At 41.9% G+C, this 24,865-nt stretch carries 20 protein-coding genes; 13 read left to right on the top strand and 7 right to left on the bottom strand.

All coding sequences use genetic code 11. The annotated features are described in order from the left end of the window. Positions 1-30: 30 nt before the first annotated feature. The 4 genes from AY607_RS10400 to apbC all read left to right on the top strand — a co-directional run bounded on the left by AY607_RS10400 (position 31) and on the right by apbC (position 4,282). The gene (locus AY607_RS10400) at positions 31-627 is read left to right on the top strand and encodes a hypothetical protein (protein ID WP_155858359.1); all 597 of its coding nucleotides are present in this window, start codon (positions 31-33) and stop codon (positions 625-627) included. Between the two features lie 116 nt (positions 628-743). Next, positions 744-1,544, top strand: coding sequence for a hypothetical protein (locus tag AY607_RS10395; RefSeq protein ID WP_064102549.1), 801 nt, complete (start codon positions 744-746; stop codon positions 1,542-1,544). A gap of 389 nt (positions 1,545-1,933) precedes the next feature. Then, positions 1,934-2,722 (top strand): hypothetical protein, encoded by a 789-nt coding sequence (locus tag AY607_RS10390; protein WP_064102481.1) that lies wholly within the window; start codon positions 1,934-1,936, stop codon positions 2,720-2,722. A gap of 294 nt (positions 2,723-3,016) precedes the next feature. Next, a complete protein-coding gene (gene apbC / locus AY607_RS10385; RefSeq protein WP_064102480.1) occupies positions 3,017-4,282 on the top strand; it encodes an iron-sulfur cluster carrier protein ApbC in 1,266 nt (421 codons plus the stop codon). Between the two features lie 39 nt (positions 4,283-4,321). Here apbC and AY607_RS10380 read toward each other — a convergent pair whose 3' ends face one another. From AY607_RS10380 to AY607_RS10370, 3 genes are read right to left on the bottom strand one after another with little or no spacing between them, the layout of a single operon-like run. Continuing rightward, positions 4,322-6,337 carry a TRAP transporter permease gene (locus AY607_RS10380; protein WP_064102479.1) on the bottom strand — a complete coding sequence of 672 codons (2,016 nt, stop codon included), beginning with the start codon at positions 6,335-6,337 and terminating at the stop codon, positions 4,322-4,324. Next, complete coding sequence (locus tag AY607_RS10375; protein ID WP_064102478.1) at positions 6,334-6,819, bottom strand: DUF1850 domain-containing protein; 486 nt, start codon at positions 6,817-6,819, stop codon at positions 6,334-6,336. The genes AY607_RS10380 and AY607_RS10375 overlap by 4 nt, the downstream gene beginning before the upstream one ends. After that, positions 6,819-7,823 carry a TAXI family TRAP transporter solute-binding subunit gene (locus tag AY607_RS10370; RefSeq protein ID WP_064102477.1) on the bottom strand — a complete coding sequence of 335 codons (1,005 nt, stop codon included), beginning with the start codon at positions 7,821-7,823 and terminating at the stop codon, positions 6,819-6,821. The genes AY607_RS10375 and AY607_RS10370 overlap by 1 nt, the downstream gene beginning before the upstream one ends. Before the next feature lie 632 nt (positions 7,824-8,455). On the opposite strand from AY607_RS10370, the gene AY607_RS10365 reads away from it, so the two are divergent. The 6 genes from AY607_RS10365 to AY607_RS10340 all read left to right on the top strand — a co-directional run bounded on the left by AY607_RS10365 (position 8,456) and on the right by AY607_RS10340 (position 16,423). After that, positions 8,456-9,049, top strand: coding sequence for a LysE family translocator (locus AY607_RS10365; RefSeq protein ID WP_064096423.1), 594 nt, complete (start codon positions 8,456-8,458; stop codon positions 9,047-9,049). Between the two features lie 123 nt (positions 9,050-9,172). Continuing rightward, positions 9,173-9,742 carry a dCTP deaminase gene (gene dcd / locus AY607_RS10360; protein ID WP_004280726.1) on the top strand — a complete coding sequence of 190 codons (570 nt, stop codon included), beginning with the start codon at positions 9,173-9,175 and terminating at the stop codon, positions 9,740-9,742. A gap of 208 nt (positions 9,743-9,950) precedes the next feature. Further along, on the top strand, positions 9,951-12,053 hold the full coding sequence (locus tag AY607_RS10355; RefSeq protein ID WP_064096422.1) for a hypothetical protein: 2,103 nt from the start codon (positions 9,951-9,953) through the stop codon (positions 12,051-12,053). Between the two features lie 11 nt (positions 12,054-12,064). Continuing rightward, entirely contained in the window at positions 12,065-12,787 is a 723-nt protein-coding gene (locus AY607_RS10350; RefSeq protein ID WP_064102476.1) for a hypothetical protein, read from the top strand. A 33-nt stretch (positions 12,788-12,820) separates the two neighbouring features. Next, complete coding sequence (locus AY607_RS10345; protein WP_064102475.1) at positions 12,821-15,106, top strand: hypothetical protein; 2,286 nt, start codon at positions 12,821-12,823, stop codon at positions 15,104-15,106. A gap of 21 nt (positions 15,107-15,127) precedes the next feature. Beyond that, on the top strand, positions 15,128-16,423 hold the full coding sequence (locus tag AY607_RS10340) for a hypothetical protein (protein ID WP_064102474.1): 1,296 nt from the start codon (positions 15,128-15,130) through the stop codon (positions 16,421-16,423). Between the two features lie 58 nt (positions 16,424-16,481). On the opposite strand, the gene AY607_RS10335 is transcribed toward AY607_RS10340, so the two are convergent. The 4 genes from AY607_RS10335 to AY607_RS10320 form a co-directional block, all read right to left on the bottom strand. Next, positions 16,482-18,200 carry a proline--tRNA ligase gene (locus AY607_RS10335; protein ID WP_064102473.1) on the bottom strand — a complete coding sequence of 573 codons (1,719 nt, stop codon included), beginning with the start codon at positions 18,198-18,200 and terminating at the stop codon, positions 16,482-16,484. 96 nt (positions 18,201-18,296) lie between these two features. Next, a complete protein-coding gene (locus AY607_RS10330; RefSeq protein WP_064102472.1) occupies positions 18,297-21,404 on the bottom strand; it encodes an efflux RND transporter permease subunit in 3,108 nt (1,035 codons plus the stop codon). 24 nt (positions 21,405-21,428) lie between these two features. After that, positions 21,429-22,556 (bottom strand): efflux RND transporter periplasmic adaptor subunit, encoded by a 1,128-nt coding sequence (locus AY607_RS10325; protein WP_064102471.1) that lies wholly within the window; start codon positions 22,554-22,556, stop codon positions 21,429-21,431. 51 nt (positions 22,557-22,607) lie between these two features. Beyond that, entirely contained in the window at positions 22,608-23,255 is a 648-nt protein-coding gene (locus AY607_RS10320; protein ID WP_064096415.1) for a hypothetical protein, read from the bottom strand. 286 nt (positions 23,256-23,541) lie between these two features. Between AY607_RS10320 and pilG the strand changes: the two genes are divergently transcribed. From pilG to AY607_RS10305, 3 genes are read left to right on the top strand one after another with little or no spacing between them, the layout of a single operon-like run. Then, positions 23,542-23,925: a twitching motility response regulator PilG gene (gene pilG, locus AY607_RS10315; RefSeq protein WP_064096414.1), complete on the top strand. Its 384-nt coding sequence runs from the start codon at positions 23,542-23,544 to the stop codon at positions 23,923-23,925. 27 nt (positions 23,926-23,952) lie between these two features. After that, complete coding sequence (locus AY607_RS10310) at positions 23,953-24,321, top strand: response regulator (protein WP_064096413.1); 369 nt, start codon at positions 23,953-23,955, stop codon at positions 24,319-24,321. Between the two features lie 5 nt (positions 24,322-24,326). Further along, positions 24,327-24,863 carry a chemotaxis protein CheW gene (locus tag AY607_RS10305; RefSeq protein ID WP_064102470.1) on the top strand — a complete coding sequence of 179 codons (537 nt, stop codon included), beginning with the start codon at positions 24,327-24,329 and terminating at the stop codon, positions 24,861-24,863. The last annotated feature ends 2 nt before the right edge of the window (positions 24,864-24,865 follow it).

Here is a 24,865-nt window from a genome sequence, read left to right as displayed (position 1 = left end):
CTCTCTGTAAATCTAAAAATAACAACAGCGATGAGTATGCTTAAACTTTTAAAATTAAAAGTAGTACTGAAAGTATTTATATATATGTTTGTTATACCTTGTATGGTTGTTATTTTTTGCTTAATGATTGCATTGAAGATAAAAGACGATCGGTTATATCAAGCAAGATGGAATGAAGCATTCAAGGTTGATCATCAGCAATTTCCAAACTTGTCAGAGCCAATTTTGTACTTCAGCCGGCGTCATGGTGGTGATTGGGGTGTATGGGTTATGGTGTATCCGCTCGATGAAAAAACCAAACAAGTATTTCTCAAGCAATGGAAAGCTGATGAAGCCAACACTGTTCAATCTATTGAATGTATCAAACCAACGGTTAAAAAGCGTTGGAAAACGTGGCATTCAAATATTCATTATGTGGTGTCAGATCCATGGTTCAAACTCAGTCGCCAACAACGAGTACGCGATTCATTTATCACTTTTGGTTCAGAAAAATATATACGATATGTCGAAAGTGCCTGTCAGGAATCTCATTTTAAAAAAATGGAAAAATCTAAACCGTATTACCATAATTATTGGGCAATCGCGGAAAAGCAAAAACTATTATTCAGTGTGAATGGCTTTTATTGAATTGCATTGGTGCTGAGTTTAGTGAAATCGTTAAAACAGACCACTTTATTGGTATGGCTCATGCAAGAATCGTGGATAATAGTGCGATTGCATTCACTAAAATGAGTCAGCCGTCCATGATTGAATATGACGACTATGAAGATGATCAACCCGTCACGCGGATTAAATCGAATATCAAACAACAGACTTTAGGCAAACGCATTCTTGAAGATGCTCAACGCTATTTAGAACAAATCTCGCAAGGCGAACATACATTTTTAATCGAAACCTTGCGTGATCTGGCACAGCAAGATGAATACTTTAATGTGTGGGCAGACCAGCTCGATCAACCTGTCGGCTCAAAAGTCGCCAATGATGCCTTGACCCTGATGCACTTCTGGCAACAGAGGCATCGTCATGAAGATGTCCAAACCTTTCATTTATTGGATGTCCTCAATAGCGAAGACTTTCAAAAAGAGCTGCTCACGGCTTTTGATGCGATGCAGATAGATGAAGCCCATAAAGCCTTACGTCGTCCAGTGATCATTGAAGCCTTTAAAATGTATAAATTGGGCTGTTATGCAGGTTGTGTGCCTTTGCTCTATGCACAGCTTGAAGGCTTATTGACCGATGTGCTGATTCAACAAGGCTACTTAAAACAAAATGGAACCAAGTTTGTTGATGTCTATAAAATTGTTCCCGGTTTAAAAGGCAATGAAATTAAGAGTCTGTGGCATAAATCTAAAATTGCCACGGAAATGAATCCATACTTTGCCGAACTGGCAGCCTATAAGATGGATTCAAGCTCGAATGTGACCGCAAGTCGTCATAACATTTTGCATGGCACAGATGTGGCACATTTCACCCAAGCGCGTAGTTTTATCCTGTTTATCTGGCTGTTCTCGGTATTAAGTTTTATGAGTACCGTGCGAGCTTAAGCTAAGATCTCTGGTTACCTGTAGTTTTAATCATCCTGTAAAGGTTTAATGTAGATTAACACCAAGCATCCTTTAGCTTTAACAATCAGGCGATAACAGCATTTGAATGGGCGAGCTACAGGAAATGCGATGTCAGAATGACAGAAAAATGTTTTAGTAGAAGTGTAAAGAATGAAGATGAACAGAATGTTCAAAACACAAATCACGATTTTTTGCGGCTGGCAGTGATTAAAGTTTGAGATCGTGAGGTTTGTACTATCTGATGCAATGATCAGCAACAACATGTACAGGCTTTGTTGCAGTTTGCTTAATTCAGCTACTTCATTGCATGCTTTGTGCTAAAAAATTGTCTGATAATTTATTATTTATGACACCTTAGGAGGGTACTCATGACTCAGAATAACCAGACAAGTACTTCAAAGCAGAACCAAGATAAAGAACAACATGCACGTGAAATGAATGATCAGGTTTCAAAAGAGCAAAAGCAGAACGAGATCGATAAACAGCATAATCAGGAACACAAGAATGGACAAAATGCTCAGACCAATGCCGAGGAGAAGTCTGATACTCAGCATAGCAGCAAAAATGTAAATACTGAGCAAAAAGACAGTTCTAAAGAGAATGAGTCAGATCAAAAAACTGAAAGTTTCAAAATGGATGACTTAAAAGCCAAAGCAATTGCAATTGGTGAGGAGCTTTTGCAAAAAGGTGAAAAGCTTCTGAATGAGCTAAAACATGGCAAATCTGACAGCCAGAAAAATGGTGAGCAAGAGACAGATCACGCGAAAAAGGCCAAAGCCGATCATAAATCTCAAGACAAATCATCTGATAAGTCAGATAAACAGAATTCTAAAGATGATCAGAACGATCAGCAGGCCGGTATGGCAAATTTGAAAGACGAAGCCATGCATAAGTTTGAAGATACTAAACAAAAAATCACGGAATTAGTAAGTGAAGCTTCTGTTAAATTCGCCGAGCTGAAACAGATGGCGACGGATACCATGAACAAGATGAAGGATACTCAAGCTAAAGACAATGATGCTGATCAGCAGAAAGACGCGAAAGATACAGATTCAGCAAGTAATTCCGAATCCAAAAAAGATGAATCAAAACAGGATCAGGATAAAAATACAAAGGAACAACAGGGCAAGTCTGAAAACAGTAAAAATCATAAGTAATTTATGATTATAGAGCCACTTTAATCACAGCAGGTTAGAGTGGCTTAAAATATAGAAACCTAATATAAAAAATAATGTTCACATCAAAAATAATATGTCTTCATTTACTTCTTTCTCATTCATTTTTCATTATTTATATGTGCCAAGATTTCATGAAATATTTTATAAAACCAAGTGAAATAGTTGGAAATTGAACATATCTGTTTCATCTTCTCCAATACAGTGCTTAACCTTCGCCTAAAACCCCGTTAAACTAGGCCATTCAGATGTCGATCTACATTTTTGGAGTAACCTATGTCGTGGCTTTCTTCGCTTAAATCGGTTTTTTCGCCTTCCAAGGAGGTGAACGAAGAAGCTGTGCAGAACGTACTGCAAAACTATATTTTGCCAAATTCCAGCAATGCCTTGAAAGATCGCATTACACAGGTCAATGTACAGGGTGAGATTCTGCAAATTACCCTGAATACCTATCCAGAAGAAAAAGAACAACTGCAACAGATTCATGATGAGCTGGCAGAAGCTTTGCAAAAATGTGGTATTCAAGAGTTGAATATGCATGTGGTTCAGCAAAAAACCGGGCCTAAAAGTAAAAATTCGGGTGGTTGCGGACATAACCATGCTGAAGGAGAAAGCTGTTCAAGCCAACCTGCAGTACCAGCAAAACCCAATCTTCCGCCTGTAGTTGATGCTTCGGCTCAAGCTGAAAAGGCAGAAGATGCTGATCCGAATAATCCACCGATTCAAAAAGCTGCACCACAACAGCGTGATGTCCCGAAACATCCTCGTATTCAGAATGTGATTCTGGTGTCATCTGGCAAAGGTGGGGTGGGTAAATCGACTACTACTGTCAATCTGGCCTTGGCTCTAAAGCAAATGGGCCTGCGGGTAGGTGTACTAGATGCCGATATTTATGGTCCAAGTATTCCGACCATGCTCGGCAATGCCGGTAAAACACCGATGATCGAAGCAGAACAGTTTGTACCTCTTGATGCCTATGGAATGGCAGTGTTATCGATTGGACATTTAACCGGTGATCACAATACACCGGTTGCTTGGCGTGGTCCAAAAGCTACGGGAGCATTAATGCAGCTCTTTAATCAGACTCTATGGCCAGATCTGGATGTCCTGATGATTGATATGCCACCTGGCACGGGCGATATCCAGTTGACCTTAGCACAGCGTATTCCGGTGACGGGTGCTGTAATTGTGACAACACCACAAAATGTGGCCTTGCTGGATGCAACCAAAGGCATTGAGCTGTTTAACCGTGTACAGATTCCAGTCATGGGCGTAATTGAAAATATGTCGACCCATATCTGCTCAAATTGTGGTTTTGAGGAACAGATTTTTGGTACAGGCGGTGGCGATAAACTGTCTGAGCAATATCAAATCCCATTATTGGGCCGCTTACCTCTGGACGCTAAAATTCGTGAAAATGCTGATGCAGGAAAACCTTCCGTGATTGCAGGGGACGAGGCAGCAGATAGCTACATGGCGATTGCAGAGAAAATTGCAGTACAGTTACCAAAAGCAGAAAAAGACCATAGCCGAATTTTCTAAAGTTCCACGTTAAAAAAAGAGAGCCGAGGCTCTCTTTTTTTATGAGGTTTTGACTGAGATGGTATTTTCTTTTCTTGCCTGAATCACATTAACTCCAATAGCAATAATTACCATAATCGTTCCTGCAATATCGGTAATCATTTCAGGCACAATCATCATTAATGCGCCGACACCCAAGAAGATACGCCAGAACCAGTTCATGGCAGTTTTAAAATAGCCTTCTACCGCTGCGCCTAATGCCAGAATGCCAACAATCGACGTTACCGTAATACTTAAAATGACATTCCATGCTGGTAAAGTAAATTCTTTGGCATTGACTGCAATATCTGTGGTGTCAATCATCAGCATTGCTGGGTTATAGACAAACAGGAAAGGCACAATAAAACCAGCCAGTGATAAGCGTAAGGCCTGGAAGCCAGTCCGCATGGGGTCGCCTCCTGCAATTCCGGCTCCGGCAAAGGCGGCCAAGGCAACCGGTGGGGTGATATTGGCAAATAGTCCGAAATAGAACACAAACATATGTGCTACTAAGATTGGAATATCAAAGTTCGCCAAAGCCGGCGCTGCCATAGTGGCTGTGATGATATAGGCGGGAATCGAAGGCAGGCCCATGCCAAGAATCATCGATGCAATCATGGTAAAAAACAAGGTCAGGAACAGACTGCCTGCACCAATACTCATAATTGAAGAAGTCATTACCGAGCCAAAACTGGTCAAGCTGACCACACCGATAATAATACCCACCACCGCACAGGCAGCCATTACTGAAAGGGATTGTTTAGCGCCATCTGCTAAGGCTTCCAGAATTTCCTTCGGCCCCATACGCGTAGATTTTCTAAATGCCGCAACGACGATGGTCAATAAAATTGTATAAACTGCTGCATAGCTGACCGGCATCGACTGGAATAAGAAGACCACGAGGACAATAATTGGAAGTAATAGATGTCCGCGTTCTTTCAGTACTTCTTTGACCCGCGGCAAGTCTGATTTGGGTACGCCTTTTAGATTATCCCGACCTGCCCTAAAATGGACTTGTGCTATTACACCCAGGTAATACAGCAGGGCAGGCAATACCGCAGCTAAAGCAATCGTGCCATAACTGACACCAGTTGTTTCTGCCATGATGAACGCACTAGCCCCCATGACTGGAGGTAAAATCTGCCCACCCACAGAAGCACTGGCTTCAACCGCACCGGCAAAGTTTTTGTGATAGCCAATTTTCTTCATCAAAGGAATGGTAAATGAACCCGTTCCTACGACATTGGCAACTGCTGTACCATTGATACTGCCCATAAAGCCACTTGAAATCACCGCAACTTTGGCAGGGCCACCTTGCTTATGCCCGGCAAGTGCCATAGCCAAATCGTTGAATAATTTTCCCATTCCTGATTTTGCTAGAAATGCCCCAAACAGAATAAACAGGAAAATGAAGGTGACCGAAGCACCAATGGCTGAAGAATACAGACCTTCGGTTTTTAGATACATTTGCCCGAAGATATCACTCAACGTATAAGGGCGAGTGAGCAAGCGATCCGGCATCCAGTCAAAATGACTGACAAATGGGTAGCTCAAGAAAATCAGTCCCAAGATCGGTAGTATCCAGCCCATAACCCGCCGTGCAGCTTCGACCACCAACCCCACAGTCATAATCGAGAATACAATATCCATCGTATTTGGTATGCCTCCCCGGGTGGTCATAATTGCCTGATATTCCTTGAACAGATAAAAGAAAGAGGCAAAAGAGGCAATCACTAAAATCCAGTCAGTCCACGCAACCTTTTGTCGGCTACTGTTTTGACGCGCTGGATACAACAAGAAAATCAGTGCCAGACCAATTGAGACATGCGCTGCACGTTGAATCAATTCCGGTAAAGGGTTAAAGGTGATATACAGATGAAATAACGAGTAAGATATTGCCAGGGCAGCAATAAACCAGCGTACCGATTTATTGATCGGGTTACGGGTAACGGATTCACGATCAAATTTTTCTAATAATTCTTGTTGCTGCTGCTCATTTAGTGCTTCTGGCACATGTTTTATTTCTTGTGGATTCATAGGCAATCATTTAAACCTCTTTTTTTCCATAGGCTGTCTTTTTTTATAGAGATATGTACGGTGCTGTAGTCAGGGAAGTCCTGATAAATATTCCAGACCCGATCAGCAATCTCGATTTTTCCCTGCATCCTGCGCGAAATGACCCAGTTTAGTTCTTTCATCTTCCGGTTAATTTGCATATGGATGCTTCCATCTTTCTGCCGGGTAAGAGTACCTTGGTCGGGTGTTCCTGCACCGAATGAAACAAATTGTGTTGCTGCCAGAATTAAATCGTTTTTATCTTGAATATAGCGCTCTTTCCACGCTGTTTTTTCTACCGAATGAATCCAGCTAAGCTGAAAAGTCTTCTGGGTAATTTTGCATTGAAAATTTTGCTCTTTCACTTCGATAATAATGTAAGGAAACGTCATCCATAAACAGCTTGCAAGGAATCCAGCCAAACCAAAAAGTGCAGCAAATGCTGCACCTTGTATCCATTTCATCAGTTCGCTTTATTCTCATCGTAGAATTTTTGCGCGCCAGGATGCAAAGGAGCAACCAGACCTTTTTGCGCACCATCTAAAGTGATTTCCTTAGCGGCCTGATGCGAGTTTGCCAGTTGATCCAGACTGGAGAAGAAAGTCTTGGTCAGCTTATACACATCATCGGTAGATAGATCCGAACGAACCACGAGAGCATTCATAATTGCAGCTGTTGGAATATCTTCAGCATTGCCATACGTGCCTTTAGGAATGGTCATCGGCAGGAAATAAGCCTGATCTTTGGCAATAGCTTTCACTTTGTCAGGGTTGATACTGACCAGTTGCATATCAAAACCTTGTTGTAGTTCCATCAAAGAAGAGTTTGGAATACCACTGGTGAGGAAAGCTGCATCCAGCTTGCCCCCTTTCAAAGCATCAGCTGCTTCGGCATAGCCCAAGTAATCGACTTTTACATCCTTATAAGTAATACCAAAACCCTTCAGCAGACTACGCGCATTTACTTCTACACCTGAGTTCTGGGCGCCAACTGCAATACGTTTGCCTTTTAGATCTTCAATATTTTTGATACCAGAACCTTTAGACGTTACGATTTGCACGTAGTTCGGATAGAGAGCCGCGATCTGCTGAACATTATCAATCTTGTTGCTAAAACTGCCTTGACCATTAATGGCTTCAGTAAGACTGTCACTCATGACAAAGGCCATTTCCACTTTATTCTGTTTTAATAGGTTCAGGTTCTCAACGGAAGCACCCGTGGTCTGAGTTTTGGAATTCACGCCGTAGGTCTTGTTATAAATTTCAGCTAATCCTGTCCCAATGACATTATAAGGTCCTGAGGCACCGCCTGTGGCAATATTCACAAAGCGGGTTTGTAGTTTATCTGCAGCCACGCTTTCGCCGGATGCAGCCTGATTGGCAGATTTATTTTGTGTATTATCATTCGAGCAGGCGACTACACCGGACAGCGCTAAACTCATGGCTGAAAGCTTGATCCATTTATTCATATATAACTCCTGATATTATTCTATAGTTCTTAAAAAATATAATTAAAACAACAATATATTAAACCGTCTGGATGTGAAAAATGTGAATTATCATCTGTTGTTCTTGTACAATTTAACAGCAATTATTTTGCCTGAATACCTTTAATAGCATTTTTTTAAAAATTTACTTTATCAATATGTTCAAAAAATTGAGCAAGATAGACATTTTAACTTTGTAGCTTAAATATAATAATTTAGAGATCGATAAAAGTTAGGTCTATAAAAAACCTTCATGTATCGCCTTATAAACTTGATGCGCAGGAGTAGTGGGGGCAATTTTATTTAGTTAAAGTTGAATAAAAATACTGATTTTAAAATTATTTGCCTTCATTTGCTGAAAATAAGTATTTGGAGACTTTAAGCCTCGGTGTTAGGTTGAAAAAGTCACTTTTATAGCCTTTTTCTTATCAGCTTATAGTTTTGTAAATTGATAAAAATGACTTGAGAGTAGGGAAGCTATATTTTTAATTAACCTTATAAATTAATTGAAAAATATTTAATTATTAACTTCTATAATAGGTTCTCTTACAATTATTTTTTTGCAGCTTTGACTTAACTATTCTATGCTACGCGGATTAGAGCGAGGTCAAACTATGATTTCATGGTTTTTTATTGGTTTAGTGGCAACCATTCTTTTAACACCAGGCCCAACCAATACCTTATTGGCATCTTCAGGCATTCAGGTCGGATTTAAAAAAACATTTCGTTTAATTCCTGCTGAAGCCTTTGGTTATCTGATTGCTATTAGTTTTTGGGGCATTCTGATCGGGAAAATTTCCGTTCATCTTCCACTGTTACCGACCATTCTCAAACTTTTTAGTGCTGGCTATATTCTGTTCCTTGCTGTGAAATTATGGCGGACTGCAGAGCTGAGTGAAAATTTTGATAAGGTCTCAATTCGCGCACGTGAATTGTTTTTAGCAACCTTACTTAATCCCAAGGCACTTTTATTTGCCTCAGCCATTTTTCCTGTGATTGTCTGGAAAAGCAGCCAACATTATGTGGCTCATATGCTCGTTTTCTTGCTTTTACTGATCCCGATTGCATTCTTCTGGACTTTTTTAGGCTCAATCCTAGCCAGAAAAAACAGCCGCTGGCTCAATCAGAAAAACCTGCAGAAAACGGCTTCGCTGGTGCTAATGAGCTTTTCTATTCCTTTAAGTTATTCTGCACTTTTAAGTTTATAAGCTGATCTCGATCAGCAATTTTTGGGCAACTTGAGCTCTCAGACTTTCACTTATTTTCATTAGTGGCAATTTCAGTTAAAGTACGTCGCAATAACTTGTTCTTAAGATTTTTGGATTATATCAATGGCAATTAAGTCTGATCGTTGGATTCGCGAAATGAGCGAAAAACACGGCATGATTGAACCGTATGCAGAAAACCAGGTACGTTTGGATGAAAATGGTCAAAAGCTGATTTCGTATGGCGTATCCAGCTACGGCTATGACGTGCGTTGTGCACGTGAATTTAAAGTATTCACCAATGTGCATTCTGCAATTGTCGATCCGAAGAACTTTGATGAACGCAGCTTTATTGATATCGAGTCGGATGTTTGTATCATTCCGCCGAACTCGTTTGCTTTGGCGCGTACCATCGAATATTTCCGCATTCCCCGTAATGTTTTGACCGTGTGCTTGGGCAAATCTACTTATGCGCGTTGTGGCATCATTGTCAACGTGACGCCGCTTGAGCCAGAGTGGGAAGGACACGTAACTTTAGAGTTTTCAAATACTACCAATCTTCCTGCGCGTATTTATGCAGGTGAGGGTGTAGCGCAGATGCTGTTTTTTGAATCTGATGAAGTCTGTGAAACCTCATATAAAGATCGTGGCGGTAAATATCAAGGTCAGACAGGTGTTACTTTACCAAAGACCTAATTGCTTTAAGCTATTGAATGACGGGACTTTATGTCCCGTTTATTTTTTTGAGATTTTCATTCATCGGAAACTGCTATTTTTCGCCTAATTGGCTTTGGCATCTGTGTTAAAAATCAGCATAATGGATTCCGCATAACCATAAAAAAAGACGCGGCTGGGAAGCTGAAGTATAAAGGTGCGGAGCATCAGATAAAAAGGAAAGAGCGAGATGACTCAGATCAAAGCTATATTAAAATTTCGCAAAAGTTATTTGGCGATGACCATCGGTTTCAGCCTGTTGCCTTCTGCACATGCGATGCAGGAATTATCAGACTCTTCTCTTTCTGACACCACTGGTGAGGGTGTTGCACTGGTACTTGATGATTTTAAAATGGTGTTTCAGGGACCCAAAGATCTTTCTGATGGTTCCAGTTACGCGAGAGGAATTCAAAATCCGGGGCAGGCTGATACCGGTTTTATTCGGATTATTCCAACCGGCGAAAACTATAACCAACTTGGTCAGCGTGCTTACGATAAAATTTATAAAACCTCTTATGACAGCAATGTTCTCCAAGGCAAAATCGATAGAGGGTATAACACCTTATATACTTCTACCTATAATTCCACTTATGACACGAATTATAGAAGTTTATACAGCACTTATACTCAGCCTATTCCTGATAAATTAACTGCTGAAAGAACCAAATTACAATCTGAAATTCCTGACCGTTATTTTAATTCAGATACAATTATTCAACGCTATTTTAATGAGCGACATAATTACTATCGAGCGGGTACTAATGGGGGATTTCTAGGTGGTGATGATGATGCAAAAGTTATAAATGATGGTACAACCATTTATAAAACACGTCCTGTTAGTGAGGATCCCACAGGGGTTTTGAAATATGCTGCAAAAGCCCTGGAATATGCCACTACAAATACCTATGAAATGATTCAGTTACTGTATGGTGGTCGTGCGGGTGAAGCAAATACAAATTTAACCAATTCTACTTTTTATAAAAGTTTGAATAGTTTCACGCGTAATAATACTATTGGGGCAGAAATTACTACTTTAGTACAGCGACTTAGCGATGCATCATATGCAGCAGCAACTATCCGCGCTAAATTTGAAGCAGGACAACTTGCAGAAGCAGAGGCTAAAAGACTAACAGAAGAACTTTATACAAGCATCCTTAGAGATGCGAGAACAGCTGCTTTGCTAGAGGCGAAAAATACTCCCGTCAGTTCCCTAAGAACCAAAGCAGATGTATTTATTTATGGTCTGGCATTATCAAAAAGTGATGGTTCTCTAAGCACGCGATATAGTAATCAGGGTTTTAGTTGGGGATCGGCAGATAATCCCTGGTTATTCCGGGCAGGAACTGAGAATGTCAAACAGTTTAAGGATGCTGCTAAAGATGTAGGTTATATTGCTTTGGAAGCCCCATTAAGCCCCATCGCAGGCGTCGAAAGTGATAATAATATCAAGCTGGGCTTCTGGAGTGATATTTTTGCTCGCGCGCTTGACTCCTCTAATCTGGTAGATCCTATAACAGGTGGGCCAACATCAGGGCTTGATACGGATTACCGATTAAGAACCCAATTTGTTGCCAATGGTTTGAGTTTCAATGGCTCGCAAGTTCGTTTATTTCAAACCCTGGAATCTGATAATAAGGATTACAGCCAAACCTTAGGTATGACAAGTATAATCCGGCTAAATACTAATGACCGGCCAGAAACGCTCAGCAGTAGTGACGCTAATCTTAACAGTAAAGGTATTCGTCTCAGTACTGCAGCAAAAACCAATGCACTTGATGGTGATGGACCGACTCCGGCTTTGAACGGCAGTGTTGCTCCGATATTTCATGATTCTGAAGGTTTATATCTCTATAGTCCTAATATTAACTTGGTGCTCGGTAATATGTACCAGCCTTTTGTAGTCGGTTCAGAAGGTAATAATATTATTTTAGAAGTGACACGTATTCCTAAAATTCCTGCTATCTATAATCAAATCTATCAGAATTATGGAGGCGGACTGGGAACCACAGATCTAAAGGGTTCAACCTGTAATGTCTATAGTTGTGGTACACCAATTAAAAATAATGCTGCAGATACTAGCGCACTTTATCAGGGGCGCAATGCGACTCACAGTAGCATCTCGATAGGGACTACAGAGCGTGTCCCGGGGACCAATATGCTGCGAGCCAAGGATGGTGTGAATTCAACAGGAATCGTATTTAAAAATACTGATGGTGTAAGTAAGAATTTTGGATCTGCTGTCATTGATGGTGTCCTGATTCAGCATCTGAAAATTAAAACAACTGGTCTATAAAGGAGTATAAAATGTCCAAATTAACCATATTCTGTACATTATTGTGTACTTCTATGATCAGTTTTGCCGGATTGGAAACCCTTGATCAGCAAGAGTTAACCGATACAGTGGGGCAGGGTGGAGCTGACCTTAGCTGGACTTTATCCTTGAACCATATCTATGCAACAGATTTAAGTAAGGCTCAAATTTCCCGGCTTAACGGAAGTGGTAATCCGCTCGAAGTATTTTATGTTCTAGATCCCACCGCTTGTGGAGCAACAAAACAATTTTGCCGTCTGGCAATAGCGCCGAATAACCATGTTGATGCCAATGGAAATAAGAAGTGGTTAGTCTTTAAAGGCATTCAAGGCACAATTCAGATTGATAAGTTTTCAATTGATGGTACAACCATTATTAATCACCGTAATGAACCACAGACGGCGATGCAAATTACCTTTTACGATGACAAGCCTTTAAAAATCAGGAACTTGGGTTTTAATACGGTTTCGATTGAAACGGGCACAGGTGCTGGCGCCTTAGAAGGTTATGCCAATACAGATGTTTATAGTACCTATACTGGCCGTATTTATAATGCTGATGGAACTTATACAACCGCGCCCCAAGATGTTCCTTCATTTGATAAAGGTGCTGAAAAAGGATTTATGGGGTTGAACGTGCATGGAAATCTGCATATGTCAGGCAATTTGAAGATATTTGGTTATAACTGTACAGGTGGAGCACAAAGTCGTTGTTAGTAACAACGCCAAGTACAGCATAAGGATATAGAAATGAAAAAAACAACAATAAAGTTGAAGTTGCTGACGGTATGCATGTGTCTTATACAACAAAGTTATGCACTTGAAATTATCGAAGAGCAGGAGTTGAGTGAGGTGACTGGACAAGACGGTATGGTCATTACCCATGAAATTTCTAAAGCCACTATTGCCCAAGTGAATTGGTACGATCCAAACTTAAACCCCAGTACTAAAATGGGTTTAGGTTTACATAATTTTGAAATTACTGGAAAAAATAATAAACCAATTATTAGTCAACTTGAAATAGATGTAGGTGCCACACAACAGGGAGCTGGTCTCCGGCTTGCGGCAAGTATTTCCCCATTTCAAGCCACTGCAGATTTAAAGTTGGTAAAGGTTGCCTGTACCACTAATCCATGTAGCCAATCTGCGAATAGTATTCGGACTGCTGGGGAACAATCTAATCAAAGCTTAGGTGTATTGGGAATGAGTACTTCTACACCGCTGAGTGTTCTATTACAAACCAGTGCCGGTTTATTTAATAAAGACTCAATTGCCAGTATCGATTTTCAACTTAAAAATGCCACGATTAGTCATAAATTGGGTGAAAATAGCTTAATTCTAAATGACTTTAATTTTAATTTCGCGGGTCAGGGATATTTGTATATTGACCCGGCTGAAGGTGTGGTGCTCACTACGAGAAACGGTAATCAAGATCATTATGTCGATCTTAAGCGTGCTGAAGATACAACTGATCTCGTAGCTGGTCGGGTTAATCCGACCAATCCTGGGGTCAATATAGACTTGCGTTATAACACGCCAAATAACGAACGTAAAAATATTATGCGTTTAGGTGCTTCGGGTGCCGTGACCAATGCAAGGTTATCCATGAGTGCTGATCAAACCCAGATCGGTACTTTTGATGTGAGTAATAAAGTAAATGGGGTACTGGAGCGTCAGGACAAAACTGCCACAGGATACAGTAGCCTGGTTGGGGAAGGCGGGTTGAACCTGGGATTATCTGCGGATTTTACTGGTGCTAATAGTGCCGGACGTCCAGCCACTATGGCCCCAACAACATTTGAGATTGGGCATACTGGTAAGGGAAGTCATGCTGTGCAATTTTCTAATATTAGACCATTGACTACACGTAATGCTGACGGAACCTTACATGGTAAAAATGCTTATATCGACTTTGGCAATATATATATAAATACCATTACTGCAAAAAATCTCGATTTTATAATCAATGAGAATATGCAAAAGACGCTAGGCAGTAGTAGTAATGTGCTTAAACAAATACTCAGTACTACCGCGAATGGAGAAGATTTTGCCTTTATCGCCGTGCGTGGAATGGATTTTCAATCCATTGCTGCGAAAGCACGCTTTATATCAGATAACTCTTTGGCGGAAATTGGTGGGGACGGAGGTTCTTGGGGAATCGGTATTCCTATCTATAATTTGAATGCCAATGTTGCCTTGTCGGGAACGACTTATGGAGCAGACAATAAGCAGGCAATTGCTTATAACATGATGGTATCTACAGAAGGTTACGGAATTGATAAAAAAACCGGTTTGCCAAGCACAACCTCAATTATATTGATTGATGGCAAGAATGGCGATCATGGTGAGGCAGTTAACTATTATGCGGGTTTTAGGAATATCGATGCCCTGATCAAGTCGGAAGGTATTATTGGCTATGAAGATGAAGGTATTTATATTCGTGCCGATAAACTGCTGATAGGGGCTAAAGCTGAGCTTGCGATTGGTCAATTACCAGGCTCTAAATACAATTGTACCAATGCATCGGTCGCTAAGTGCGGGGGCTATGTGCCTTACGATAATTTTTCTAAACGTGATGATGTTTTGACCAATATTGCTTTTAAACTCGATGGAAATGGCGAGCTCCTCATCATTCCAGGAGTGGATCCAACCAGCGATTCACCAGATACTAATTTTTTATCTTTTGATGCAAACTTTAAATTCAGACCCCTTACTGCAGAAGAAAATGCAGACAAAAATAATCTGGGGAGCTATTTTAGTATTGCCAATGAAGATATGGATTCAACCGGTGCATTAAAAACTTCTTCAATTAACTTTAACCGGATGGAAGGTCATTTGGGTGTTAAAGGGAAAGTCCGTGTCAGTGCCGATACAGTAACTTTAGATAATCAGGTCAAACTGAATTATACAAATAATATTGCGACACCATTTAAAACCAATTTTGCGATGGCCACCAATGGCAATATGCAAAACATAGCAAATATTGCGCTGACTGGTGGGACGATTCGTAGCACGATGGGTATTACGCCACGCTAATAAGAATATAAGGACATTAAAATGAAAAAAATACTTTTAAATAGTCTGGTTGTAGCAATGTGTGCGATTACACAACAAAGTTTTGCAATGACCAGCTTAAATGATGAAGAATTATCTACGGTAGAGGGTCAGGCACTTCTTTCGATGGAAGTACAAAAAGGTTTTAAACAAATAGATAATCTTGGTAATAACTATGATCAGTCCAATATTTCTTTCTATAAATTAGGTTTAGAAGCCGAGATGGAGATCAATACCAATATTAAAAAGCTACAACTGGGTTGCGGTGGCGTGAATGGGGCGGTAGGCTGTGATATTGATATTGATAATATCGCATTAAGTGGTCTGCCCGCGAATTCGAACTATACTGCCGATGATCGCGCAAGTAGTTCAGCATTGATCACCAATCCATTTCTTCAATTTGCGATTAAAAATCCAAATCAGGCATCTACTCGTGAAGTCCTAGGCTTTCGTCTAAGCGCCGAAAAAATTCAGGGTCTTTTGACTTTGGGTGCTGAAAATAGCAATACACCTAATGGGATTAACAGTTTTAGTGGTTATATGAAGACTAAAGCAGCATCAGGTGTAGCAAACACAGCTTCTCGGGTTATGGACTATGCATCTACGGGCCAATATATTGAAGGTACTGTGAGGGGTAAATTAGGGAATTTAACCTTGCCTCTTGATTTGCATTATAAATCAAATGATTATTCCTTCACTTTGCAGGAATCAACAGCCCCATTTGCTATTCCTTCTACTATTGTTTCAGGAACACGTATGAAGGAAATTGTCTTGAAAGGAACAGGCACAGTGGAGCGTATAGATTTCAGTGGTCCATTAAAAGCGCAGTTGTTAAATGGTGCTCTGACCCTCGATAAGCAAATTACGGGCTATTTAACAGGTCTCAAGACTGATATTACAGTAAATCAAAATCTTGGCTTAATCCATGCTCTATATTTAAATAACCCGGCATCCTTATCATTACAATCACAAAAAATTCTTTGGCCAGGCGCGGCAGTCGCTGCGAATCAAGGATGGTGGCTGGCAATGGAGGATGAGGTAGATTTAGGCAGTATCTCTCCATCAGATAAAGTACAAATTACAAATGAGGTTTTACAACAAACGATTGCAGGAATTAACCATGACTTGACTAATAATGTCCGAATTTGTGGAGGCATTATCAGTGGTTGTATTGTTGGCGGTTCACTGGATGTAAGTGAAATTAAAAACCCGACTTTAATTGATTTCCCTCTAAACAATTTAAAATTACAAGGTCAAGATTTTAAGCCGAACTGCTTTGGTGGTCATAAATTCTGTTGAGGCCGAGATAACCATAAAAAATCCCGCATGAAGCGGGATTTTTTATGGTAAGAAGGAATTACTTTGCGATTTTCGCTAATAACTCTTCTTTAGAAATATTTACAGATTCAGCATCACGACGGCCTTTATACTCAAACGTACCCGCATCCAGACCTTTTTCACCAATTACAATACGGTGTGGAATACCGGTAATTTCAAGATCGGAGAACTTCACGCCTGGGCGCTCATCCCGGTCATCAAGAATGACGTCATAACCCGCTGCGGTCAATTCTGCATACAGTGCTTCAGCTGCTTCCATGGTACGTGGTGACTTATGCGCATTCATTGGCACAATCGCAACTTCAAAAGGCGCAATCGCTTCAGGCCAGATAATACCTTTCTCATCGAAGTTTTGCTCGATTGCTGAAGCCACCACACGTGTCACACCAATCCCGTAACAGCCCATGGTTACAGTAAATGGTTTGCCATCTTTACCAAGAACTTTACAGCCCAAAGCCTCAGAGTATTTCTGACCTAACTGGAAGATGTGACCCACTTCAATACCACGTTTGATCTGAAGTGTACCTTTGCCATCTGGAGAAGGGTCGCCTTCAACCACGTTACGCAGATCAAAAACTTCAGTGAACTGTGCATCACGTTCCCAGTTTACGCCAGTTGCGTGTTGATCTGCTTCGTTTGCACCGGCAACAAAATCAGACAATACAGATGCTGCACGATCCACAATGACAGTTAAACCTTTTTCTACCAGACCTTGAGGACCAACGAAACCAGCAGTTAAACCTAAAGCCTGAATTTGTTCTTCGGTTGCAAAAGTCAGTGGCACTGCAATTAAAGGATGTTTTTCAGCTTTAATTTCATTCAGTTCATGATCGCCACGAAGGAATAGCGCCACTACGGGTGCATCCTGACCTTCTTCAGCCGCAACACCTTGTACAAGCAACGCTTTTACTGAATGGGCAGGATCTGTACCTAAGAAGGCAGATACATCAGCAATGGTTTTCTGATTTGGCGTATCTACCAGTTTAAGTTCTTGTGTTGGTGCTGCACGTTCACCGACAAGCACCGCTTCAGCCATTTCAATGTTGGCGGCATAGTCAGATTCAGTCGAAAACGCGATATCATCTTCACCACTTGAAGCCAGGACGTGGAATTCATGTGAACCTGAACCGCCAATCGAGCCAGTGTCCGCTTGTACTGGGCGGAAATCTAAACCTAAGCGGGTAAAGATTTTGCAGTAGGCTTCGTACATTTTGTCGTAAGTTTCTTGCAAAGATTCCTGATCGGCATGGAAAGAATAGGCATCTTTCATGATGAATTCACGTGAACGCATTACACCAAAACGCGGACGGATTTCATCGCGGAACTTGGTTTGTACCTGGTAGAAATTGGCAGGCAATTGCTTGTAACTTTTCAACTCGTTACGTGCAAGATCAGTAATGACCTCTTCATGTGTTGGGCCAAGCACGAAATCATTGTTATGACGGTCTTTGAAACGTAGCAGTTCAGGACCATACTGTATATAACGTCCAGACTCTTCCCAAAGTGATGCCGGTTGAGTTACAGGCATCAATACTTCAAGAGAACCGGCATTGTTCATTTCTTCGCGAACGATCGCTGCAACTTTATTTAATACGCGAACGCCCATCGGCAACCAGGTGTATAAACCTGAAGCCAACTTACGAATCATACCGGCACGAAGCATGAGCTGATGCGAAATAACTTCAGCGTCGTTCGGGGTTTCTCTCAAAGTTGCAAATAAAAAGCGACTCGCGCGCATGGAAACTGTCCTAAAAAATTAAGCGTTAAAGCAGGGATTATACAATAAAAAATGAGGTGAGCATTTGGGAATGTCACCTCATTGTGTTGCATTAAATTATGCCATGATTTTACATGCCTGACGCAGCATAAAATTCTTAAAGTCATCCAGATAGGTAAAGATCACCGGGACCACCACCAAAGTCAGCAGGGTAGAGGTAATCACGCCACCAATCACGGCGTGTGCCATGGGTGCACTTTGTTCCCCCCCTTCGCCTAGTCCCAAGGCCAGCGGAACCATCCCCATCACCATGGCACTGGTGGTCATCAGAATGGGACGCAGACGGGTTTTACCTGCTTCAATAATCGCATCATAACGGTCTTCACCGCGGTCCATGGCTTTCTTGATAAAGTCGATTAGCAGAATCGCATTCTTGGTCACTAGTCCCATCAGCATGATGATCCCGATAATCGAAAACAGGTTCATGGTCGAATTAAACAGGAACAAGGCCAGAAATACCCCAATAAGCGACAATGGCAATGAAGCCATAATTGCCGCAGGGTGAATAAAGCTGTTGAACTGCGAACCGAGTACAATATAGATAAATACAATTGATAGGGTAATCGCGGTCAAGGCATAACCTGCAGATTCTGCCATATCGGCATTGGAACCCTGAGTGTCAAAACTATAGCCCGGTGGCATATCGAAATTTTCTTGCAAGCGGCTGATATCAGCCCCGATGTCGCCTGCAGGGCGTCCAGACGTATTCGCTTCTACGAGTACTTCACGAGCCAGATCACGTCGGTTAATCTGCGAAGCGCCGAGCTTTTCTTCAAATTTGGCCACGCTTGAAAGAGGAACCAGAATTGGTTGATTGCTGGCAGTGGTTTTATTCGAAGTGATATACATATTCTGTAAATCGCTTGGCAAGCTACGCTGGTTTTCGGTCAGGCGCAGATTTACATCATAGGTTTCACCTTTTTCATCCTGCCAGGTGGTGACATCATCACCAGCAATCAGTGGACGGACCACATTGGCAATCTGATTCACCGATAAGCCTAGATCACTGGCCAGGACACGATTGATCTGGACACCAAGCGTCGGCTTGGGCTCTTTCAATGAAGTTTCCAGATCAACAATGCCATCAATTTTAGCCATTTCCGTCATAAAACGATCGGAAATTTTTTGCAGTTCATCCAGATCAGGTCCTTTGATCGAAATCATGATCGGTTTCTGACCACCTGATACGGTTTCATCAGCGGATGCCACCGAGGTAATGCTGATTCCGGCAACAGATTGCAGACGCTGACGGAATTCATTATTCAGCTCATTCAGGGTTTTTTCACGCTCGGTACGCGGTGTCACGGTCACCCGTAAACTGACATGGTTTTTACCGCGGTCGGTTGCACCATTAATCACCCCATAGGTGGCTTTGACCTCCGGATGCTGACGAATAATCTGATCCACCTGCTGCAGTTTGGCTTGTGAATATTCAAGCGATGAATCGACTGGTGTTTCAAACTTGATCCGGATTTCGCCTTTATCCGGAACTGGTACAAATTCGGTACCAATCAGCTTGGATAACCCCAAGGCACCAAATAATGAAGCAACGGCAATCAGAAGGGTGATAAATCTGAACCGCAGTGCCAGTTTTAGCAGTTTTTCATAAACATGGCTTAAATTATCCAGCTTGCCGGAAATCCAGTTAAAGAAACGTTGTATCCGGCCTGGCTTTCTGTTCGGATCTTTTTTCTTTTCTGCCCAGTGTGCAGAGAGCATCGGGTCCAAGGTAAAGCTGACAAACATTGAGATCAGCACGGCTATACTTACCGTGACCCCGAACTGGTAGAAAAAGCGGCCAATAATACCGCCCATGAAGGCCACAGGCAGGAATACGGCAACAATGGTCAGTGTGGTGGCCAGCACAGCGAGTCCAATTTCTTTGGTGCCATCGAGTGCAGCAGTCACATGATCTTTGCCCATATCGGCATGCCGGACAATATTTTCACGCACCACAATTGCATCGTCGATCAACAGACCAATACTCAAGGACAGCGCCAGCAAAGTCATCATATTGATGCTAAAGCCAAAGGCCCAGATAAAGGTCAGCGTGCCCAAGAGTGCAATCGGCAGAGTCAAACCGGTAATTACGGTTGAACGGAAAGAACCCAGGAACAGCAGGACAATCAGCACAGCCAGTACTGCACCCTCCACAATAGTGCGGGCTACATCGCCAATGGTGCCACGGATACTTTTGGAGGCGTCCACCACCACCTGTAAGGTAGTGCCTTGTGGAAGCTGCGCTTCAATATTTTTTAAAGCTGCGTAGGTCTTGTCTACTACTTCAATAACGTTTGCATCTGAACTGCGCAAAATATCAATTGCAACTGCAGCTTTCCCATTCAAAAAGGCAGCGGATTCCAGCTCTGCCTGACTGTCTTGAATATTGGCCACTTGTCTGAGAAAAATCGGTACGCCGTTTTTATTGGCAATGACCAGATCACCGAAGGCGAGGGGATGCAGCACTTTGGAATTGATTTCAATAACCAGTTCCGAATTCCCAGACTTGAGAGTGCCTCCCGGGACTTCAATATTTTCTGCCTTTAAGGTATTAATGACACTATCTACACCGATACCAAAAGCTTGCAGTTTTTGCGGCTCTACCTGGATCCGGATCTGGCGTTGTGCATCACCTAACAGATTGACCGTACCGACCCCTGGGATTGTACGCAGTTGTGGCACAATCCGCTGGTCCAGATATGAACTCAGTGTTTTTACGTCCATATTGTCAGATTCAAATACAATCGACATCACTGCATTTGCTGTCGGATCATAACGTTCGACAATCGGTTCCTGAATTTCATCCCGGAATTCAGCAGTCACAGAGGCGATTTTATCCCGCACGTCCTGAGCTGCTGTGGTAGAGGTCACATCTAGATTAAATTCGGTGGTGATGATGGACAGGCCTTCACTAGACTGGGAAATCACCTGTTTCAAACCGGAAATGGTATTGATCTGATCTTCGAGTTTCTTGGTGATTTCCGATTCAACCGTTTCCGGAGAAGCGCCTGGATAATTGGTATAGATCACCACAAAAGGGAAATCGACATCAGGGAATTCTTCAACGCCCATCCGCTGCCATGAAGCCAGCCCCAGCACCATTAGGCAGAACATCATCATGATGGTGAAAACCGGATACTTCACACTAATTCGGGTAAACCACATATCAATGATCCTGTATGAATGGCTTTAGTTGGCGCGAAGGGTGACAGTTTTTTGCAGATCGGCTTCGCTAAACTTAACCCGGCTGACCTGATCACCATTTTCCAGTCCTTGAACCACGGCAATGTTATCGCTATAACGCTGTTCTAGTACCTGAACATTGACCTTGATAATTTTATTCTGGCGAATCACCCAGACATAGGGTTTGTTCTGGATATCCTGAATGGTATCCAATGGAATCAGCTGTCCGGAAATCTGTTGTGAACTCAGAATGTTGCCTTCAACGAAGGAGCCGATACTTAGCGAGGGAATGGTTTCATTTGGCGTGGCAAAGAATTCGATCTGGCGACTGGCCTGATCTGCAATAGGGGAAATCCGGCTAATTACGGCAGTGAGCCGGTTTGGATTACCTTGAATAGTGTATTCGATTTTACTGCCCAGCCTTAAACCTGATTGCAGATCACTGGGTACGCGTGCCTGAATTTCCAGCCGTTTCGGATCGACGATTTCAAACAGGGTTTGTCCAATTGCAACGGTCTGGCCAGGCTCAACCTGGCGCTGGGTAATTACACCACTGATCGGGCTGGTCATGATGCCATCACGATCTGCTTTCTGGGCAATATCAACATTGGCTTGCTGGGCACGGACATTTTCCAGCTGTGCCTGATAGTCCACCTGACTTTGTTCATATTCTACTTTTGAAATAAAACCCTGATCTAGCAGGCGCTTTTTACGCTGCATCATATTGCGGGCCTGATTGGCTTGCGCTTGAGTGGAGGCCAGGTTGGCACGTGCTTGTGCCAGACGGGCTGCATTGTCCTGGTTATTCAGGCGTACCAGTACCTGTCCCTTGTTAACTGATTGACCTACCTGCGCGTTTACGCTGGTAGCAGTGGCAGAGACCTGTGCCTGTATGCTGCTTTGATTGACTGCACGGATGGTGCCGGTAAATGCGGTTTTTTGAACTGAATTGCCAGATTGAACCGCAACTAAATCCTGTGAAATGACTTCAATAGATTTTGGGGTTTCGGCTTGCACTGCAGGTTCATTTTTGTCGCAAGCCACTAAAAACATATTTAAGCAAAGTGCACTCACGATTAGCACAGAGCGCGGCGAAAGCATATTTAAATCATGAGAGTGCGGTGCAGGTTGCATATGAGTCCTTTTAGTTAGCTATGAATCAAAGCCTTGGCCAACTATTTGCATTTATTCAAGTGCTTTTAAACGGGCGATAATTTTGTCGTATTCTGCTTCCAGATTTCGATAGCGACTTTGTAAAGATTGAATATTCTCTTTTTGGGAAATGAGATTTTTCTGATTATTTTCCAGCATGGTTTTGAGGTGCGCCGGTGGAGTTTGACCTTTACGTAAATATTCCCGTTCCTGGCGAACGAACATGATCCGATCTTTTTGCAATTGCTTAATTTGCTCTTGCTGAAAATCAATCTGCTTTTTTAACTGGGTCAGGCTGTCATTCTTTTTTTGCAAGGCAGTCTGACTATTGTTATAGGCTCGCTTAAGTTTATGGTCTTCCGCAATCCGCTGCGCCTGTTGAGCACGTTGCGGGGCTTGTCTGATATCGGCTTCAGCGTTATAAGGACGGGCACGTTTAATGACCTGCATATTCTGGTCAAGTGCCTCATAACCATAACGGATATGATTGGGCGTAACATTGGTGCTGATATTGGCCACACCTTTACTGTCGTAATAACGGTACCAGGTGGCTTTTTGTGGGAGCTGGTTACTGCTCGCACAAGTTAAGCTGAGCTGCAAGAGCAACAATACAGCAACAATGAATTGACCAGTCATTTTATTTTTATCAATGACAGCAAGTTTTATTGAAAACTGACTCATCATTGGCTCCCCGAATTTAAAGTTGGCTAAATTACTTATTTTAAAGTAATAATATTGTTATATTAGACTTAAATTTATCAATAAAAAACTACCGTTAGTCAAAAAAAAACCAATAACCATAATAAAATGTGAAGCTGTTGTTAAAAATAAATGATTTTGTCTACTTGTGTAGAAAATGTTCATTGATAATACAAGTGACTTTATGTTAAAAATGTTTATCGATCGTAATAAAATAATCCTATGAGCCTTATGGCATATAGTTTCTAAAATGGGAAGGGTTAAACAAATGGACGATAAATTCCAAAATCTAAAAATTATGGTTATTGATGACTCAAAGACCATTCGTCGTACTGCAGAAACTCTTCTTCAGCGTGAAGGTTATGAAGTCATTACTGCGGTAGATGGTTTTGAGGCTTTATCAAAAATTGCCGAAGCAAATCCGGATATCGTTTTTGTAGATATTATGATGCCGCGCCTAGATGGTTATCAGACCTGCGCCTTAATCAAAAACTCTCAGAATTACCAGAATATTCCTGTGATTATGCTATCAAGTAAAGATGGCTTATTTGATCAGGCCAAAGGTCGTGTCGTGGGTTCCGATGAATACCTGACCAAACCTTTTAGTAAAGATGAATTGCTAACTGCAATCCGTAACCATATTAGTGCTTAATATATTTGATTTTTTTGGGGAATTGGCATGGCACGTATCCTAATTGTGGATGACTCACCGACAGAAACTTTTCGCTTTAGAGAGATTCTTTCTAAACATGGCTTTGATGTGATTGAAGCAGCTAATGGGGCAGATGGGGTCACCATGGCACAGGCAGAACTGCCGGATCTGGTTCTGATGGATGTAGTGATGCCGGGCGTGAATGGATTTCAGGCGACCCGCCAGATTGCACGTGGGGCAACAACCAAACACATTCCAATCGTGATTGTGAGTACCAAGGATCAGGCTACTGACCGCGTATGGGGCAAGCGTCAAGGCGCAGCGGACTATCTAACAAAACCAGTCGATGAAAAACAATTAATAGATGTAATTAAGCAGCACCTCAATGCAGGATAAGCTCTATGGCAGCAAATGGATTTATCGAATTGCTTCGCATTGCGAAACGTGGAAATAAAAACTACGTTTCCAATGGCAATGAAGTTAACCGATGGTCGGGCATTGCTTTTGAGATGATGGGGCAATATTTTGTTGCTCCGCTGGGGGAAGTATCAGAAGTGATTTATCCCCCAAAATATACGCCGGTACCCAAGACACAAGCCTGGGTATTGGGTTTGGCGAATATCCGGGGAAGACTGTTGTCTGTTTCTGATCTGACGCAATATGTATCAGGGCAAAGCAGCCAATTTTCACCGACTCAAAAAGTATTATGCATCAACCATAATGACCAGTATGTGGGTTTGGTCGTAGATCAAGTTTTGGGTATACAACATTTCAATAAGAAAAGTTTCTTTTCGAAGAAATCTGAATTGGATAAAAACTTACAAGAATATTGTCAGGGGTTTTTCCATCAGCACAACCAGCAGTGGCATGTGTTTTTATTCAGTCGTCTGTTGCAAAATCCAAAATTTATGAACGCATCTATAAAATTTATAAATTAAAT

Source organism: Acinetobacter sp. SFA, from assembly GCF_001647535.1.
GTDB classification, from domain to species: Bacteria; Pseudomonadota; Gammaproteobacteria; order Pseudomonadales; family Moraxellaceae; genus Acinetobacter; species Acinetobacter pecorum.
The sequence above is the reverse complement of the archived record's forward strand: the minus strand, read 5'-3'. Positions and strand labels throughout refer to the sequence as shown.